We start from the raw sequence: 4,439 nt of genomic DNA, 5'->3' as shown, positions 1-4,439 counted from the left end.
CGCGTTATCCAGAAGAGCAGAATGACGCAGAGCAGCCAAAGCACCTCGGGCGTGCGATAGAGCATCACCACCTGATCGCTGTTGACGTAAAGCGCCACAACCAGAACGGCGACCAGCCCGGAGGTAACGCTGAGCGTGCGGATAAGCGGCAGGTCGTCGATCCGGTATCCCCGCCCCGTGATCCGTTCCGGGGTTCCGCCGCTCTTCATCGCCTCTTGGCTACGCTGCGCCGTATCGGCGATCTCGACGTGGCGTTTGACCGCAGCGAGGGAGAAGAAGAGGAAGGTCGAGAAAGCCAGCAACCAGGGCGAAAGCAGGATGCCGGTGGCAATACCGCCCGCCAAGACCCGCCAGGTGAAGAGACCCGACAGCAAGATGATGTCCAACACCGCGATGCGCTTAAGCCAGAGCGAGTAGGCGCAAGTAAGGGCAAAGTAGCCCAGCAACAGCAGGGTGAACTCGCCTGGCAGGATAAGCAGCGCGAGCAGCAGCCCCAAGGCCAGGAGAGACGGCGCCAGCATGAACCCGGTCCCTATGGCCAAGGCCCCCGATGCGAAGGGCCGGTTCCGCTTTCGGGGATGAGCCCGGTCCGCTGAAAGGTCGCAGAGATCGTTGATGACATAGACGCCGGAGGCCACGAGGCTGAAGCAAACGAAACCCGCTAGCCCCAGCAGCCAGGCTGCGGGCTCCCCATTGTGGGCAGCAATCAACGGCAGGAAAATCAGAAGGTTCTTGAGCCACTGGTGTGGCCGCATGGCGGCCAGGACCGCGCGCAACGTTGAAACCTGCGAACTGGGATCCTGCATGCTGGGAGAAGAATGCTCGGACGGCTTCATGGCACTCGCGACTCGTTACGACTTGCGCCCACAGGGTAACGCACCGGCTGCGTGACCATAGTGCTTTTATCGATCATGTGGGGATCAATCGGCGGCGATCCTACCGGCAGCCGGCTTAAGGGAGCTTGAATCCCTTGCGCGGGAGCGCGAGGGGCCACCCAGCTTATTAGCCGGGCAGCTTGATAGCCGGGCAGTTGGGGGCCTATCGTTCTCGAGTTCATTCCAGGCCAGGGGAGACGCCGGCATGAAGACCGTTGGATTCACGCAGATGAAGGACGGCACGCGCGAGGACTACCTGCTGCTGCGCGAACTGGAGGAGCCCTATATCCAAGGCACCGCCGAGCGGCTGCTGAGGGAGCTCGCATCCCAGGGGGAGGAGAGCCTGAGCGGTTATCGGATCAACCGCCTGCAACACGCGCTGCAAACCGCGACCCGGGCCCGGCGGGACGGCGCGGACGACGACTGGGTGGTGGCCGCGCTGCTCCATGACATCGGCGACGGGCTGGCGCCTCAGAACCATGACCGTTTCGCCGCGGAGATCCTGCGCCCCTTCCTGCGTGAGGAGGTGACATGGGTGGTGGAGCACCACGCCGCCTTCCAGATGATCTACTTCGCGCACCACTACGGCTGGAACCGGAACGAGCGCGAGCGCTTCAAGGACAGCCCCTATTACCAAAGCTGCGTGGATTTCTGCGAACGTTGGGATCAGAGTTCCTTCGACCCGGACTATGAGATGGACAGCCTGGACAGCTTCCGGCCCGTCGTTCAGAGGGTTTTCGACCGAAAGCCTTACGATCCGGAGGTTCTGAGGCCGGGCGAATGCTTGGGTCTTCCTGGCCCGGGGCCGAGCTAGCTTCCCAAAACACGCCTGTTCGTCTAAATTAAGCTTTCTAAACTTCATGCAGCAGGCGGACCCACGGCATGGCTGGAGACAACGAGGCGCCAGGCAAAGGGACCCCCGAGGCAGTAGCGCGCATCGAAGCGCTCTCCAGGGCCTTGGAGGAAGCGCGCGCGGAGATCTCGAGATTGCGCGTGCGCGTACGCAGCCTTGAGCGGCAGGCGCCCAAGTCCGGGCGCCCAACAGGCGGCAAACGCTCGGTCATGTCCTCCGTACGGCGCCATCTGGTCGAAGAGGCGATCGCCCTTGGGAAGTACGGTTGCAGCCAGACGGAAATCGCTGAGCGCCTGCAACTGAAGGAAGCCGAGGTCGCCCTGATCCTCGAGAACCCGCAACGGGCGCGTGGAGAGGCGAAGCCTTAAGCGGACTGGGTTCAAAGGGCGATAGGGCAATAGCTTAGCTTTTTAAGAAAATTCTGCCGATATTAAGGGGTCGTTTACCGTTCCCGCGGTATTTTTGCGGGTAATCAAATGACTCTGGCGGACGAGAGGACTTAAAATGTCAGTGGTAAATGCCCTTCAGGGACTCGCAGCGCTGATGTCGACCGCTCTGGTCGCCACGGTCTTGGCGCGCTATGGCCATGTTGGAGACTTGCTGCCCATTCCCGTCGGCGTGTTCGCCGGCGCTATGGGGTACATCTTCCTCCTCTTTAGCGGCAAGGCCGAGGTGCAGGCCTGGGACGAGGACCCGCTTTTTGTCGCAGACCAGCAGGATCTCGCGGCCTAGAGGCGCCGCCGGCGGCAAGTGGACCCAAGATTGCGCGGCCAGCAAAGGCGAACAGGCGGATGGCTCTCTCACCGATCATCACCATGAAAGACCCCGAGCGGGCGATGCGGGAGTTCGATCCCGGACGCGCCCAGCTTACAGGCGGAAAGGAGCGCAACGCCGTGTTCGCGCAGCTTGGCCGCGTCCTCGTGGTGGATGACAGCCCTGAAGTCTGCCGGTCGCTCGATCTCTTCTTCCGGGTACGCGGCGTCGAGGACGTCGTCAAAGCCTTCAATGGCCGGGAGGGCATCGACCAGCTTGAGAGAGCCGTTCCCGACCTCATCATCTGCGACATCAACATGCCCGAGATGGATGGCATTGAGTTCATCCGGCATCTGGCGAACCACGACTACCACGGGCGGATCATCCTGGTGACCGGCGAGACCGAACGCCTGGCCGCGACCGTCAGCGACATGATTCAGTCCTACGACATCGAACTGCTGGGAACCATCCTGAAGCCCTTCACCGGGATCGAGCTGGAGCAGGCCCTACTCCAGCAGCAGAGCCACGCCGACAATTCGAACGACGCCCCCGCCTTTCGTGTCTTGAGCGCCAACGAGATCGACGAGCGATTGGAAGAGGCCGTGGACCTCGTTCTGCAGCCCAAGGTCAGCGCCAGGACGGGCGAGCTTTGCGGAGCGGAATGCCTGGCGCGCTGGCGTCAGCCCGACGGCAGTCTCCTGCCGCCGCCGGCTTTCATTCCGCTTTGCGAGCAGGCCGGGCTCACCGACCGGCTGAACATGCGGGTCCTGGACCGCGCCTTCGAGATCGCCGAGCTCCTGGGCAACATCCCCGGACCGGGATTTCTGGCGGTGAACATCAGCCCCGGCACCTTCAGCGATATCAGCTTTCCCGACCGCTTGCAGAAGATGGCGGAGGCCCACGGCCAGCCGCTGTCCAACTTCGTGCTGGAAATCACGGAGAGCTCTCTGCTGCAAGACCTGAAACGGTCGGTCGAGGTGCTTTCGCGGTTGAGCCTGAAACGGGCCCTTCTCGCGATCGACGATTTCGGAACCGGCCACTCGACCTTCACCCAGCTTAACTCCGTTCCCGCCAACGAGTTGAAGCTGGACCGCTCCTATGTCGCCAAGGCCGCCACCGACAAGCGCGCCCTCGCCATGCTGGAAGCCTCCATCGACCTCGCCCGGAAGCTGTCACTCGTTACCGTGGCCGAGGGGGTTGAAGACGCCGCGACCCTATCGCTGCTGCGCGAACTGGGGGTCGACATGGTTCAGGGCTTCATGATCGCCAAGCCCATGCCGCTGGAGCATTTCCAGGTCTGGCGCAAGCGCTGGCCTCAGCTTTCGGAAACCCACTTCAAGGCTGCGTGAAGCCGTTCCGGCCCTTGCGGCCGTAGAACTGCTCGTCGGCGCGGGCGATCAGCGCCTCCGGAGCGCAATCCGCCAAGATGCTCTGGACCCCGTAAGTGATAGAGACCTGTAGCCCCTTGGGATCAAGACCGGCCTGCACCCGGGTCTGGGAAAGCGTGTCGCAGATGGCCTGCATCTTCCGGTCGGCGTCGGCGGCGGCGGTGCCGACCAGCACCAGCCCGAACTCATCGCCGCCCAGGCGGCCCAGCAGGTCCGATGCGCGCACGCAGGCCCGCACCGTGCGGCAGACACAGCGCAGGGCTTCGTCGCCCGCTTCGTGCCCGTGCCTGTTGTTGATCTCGGCCAAGCCGTCCAGGTCGAAGAACACGATGGCGGCGACCAGGTCGTGACGTTTGCTATAGGCCTGAACCCGCCCCAGTTCCCGCAGGAACGCACGGCGGTTCAATACGCCCAAAAGCGGGTCCTGATCAGAGAGGTCCGTCAACTCCGCCACACGAAGACGCAGGTCCTCGTTCTCGCGCCGCAAACGGGCCAACTCCATGAGCAGGTCCTTAGCTTCCGCCTCTCCGATGTTTCTACTCTGCGTCACTGTCTATCGATCCCGAGTAT

At 63.0% G+C, this 4,439-nt stretch carries 6 protein-coding genes; 4 read left to right on the top strand and 2 right to left on the bottom strand.

Annotated elements, in window-relative coordinates; translation table 11 throughout:
- On the bottom strand, positions 1-806 hold an 806-nt coding region (locus P8X75_14625; GenBank protein ID MEJ1996416.1), incomplete at its 3' end, for a UbiA family prenyltransferase.
- Positions 807-1,080: 274 nt separating this feature from the next.
- On the opposite strand from P8X75_14625, the gene P8X75_14620 reads away from it, so the two are divergent.
- The 4 genes from P8X75_14620 (at position 1,081) to P8X75_14605 (ending at position 3,830) form a co-directional block, all read left to right on the top strand.
- Positions 1,081-1,689: an HD domain-containing protein gene (locus P8X75_14620; protein MEJ1996415.1), complete on the top strand. Its 609-nt coding sequence runs from the start codon at positions 1,081-1,083 to the stop codon at positions 1,687-1,689.
- A gap of 68 nt (positions 1,690-1,757) precedes the next feature.
- Positions 1,758-2,096 (top strand): hypothetical protein, encoded by a 339-nt coding sequence (locus P8X75_14615; protein MEJ1996414.1) that lies wholly within the window; start codon positions 1,758-1,760, stop codon positions 2,094-2,096.
- 136 nt (positions 2,097-2,232) lie between these two features.
- The gene (locus tag P8X75_14610) at positions 2,233-2,460 is read left to right on the top strand and encodes a hypothetical protein (protein MEJ1996413.1); all 228 of its coding nucleotides are present in this window, start codon (positions 2,233-2,235) and stop codon (positions 2,458-2,460) included.
- Between the two features lie 59 nt (positions 2,461-2,519).
- Positions 2,520-3,830 carry an EAL domain-containing protein gene (locus tag P8X75_14605; protein ID MEJ1996412.1) on the top strand — a complete coding sequence of 437 codons (1,311 nt, stop codon included), beginning with the start codon at positions 2,520-2,522 and terminating at the stop codon, positions 3,828-3,830.
- Here the strand turns inward: P8X75_14605 and P8X75_14600 are convergent.
- The gene (locus P8X75_14600; GenBank protein MEJ1996411.1) at positions 3,817-4,419 is read right to left on the bottom strand and encodes a GGDEF domain-containing protein; all 603 of its coding nucleotides are present in this window, start codon (positions 4,417-4,419) and stop codon (positions 3,817-3,819) included. The two genes, P8X75_14605 and P8X75_14600, sit on opposite strands and share 14 nt — an antisense overlap.
- Positions 4,420-4,439: the final 20 nt, after the last annotated feature.

It is taken from the genome of Limibacillus sp., from assembly GCA_037379885.1.
Lineage (GTDB): Bacteria > Pseudomonadota > Alphaproteobacteria > Kiloniellales > CECT-8803 > JARRJC01.
Note: the sequence above shows the minus strand (reverse complement) of the source record. Positions and strands in the feature narration are given on the sequence as shown.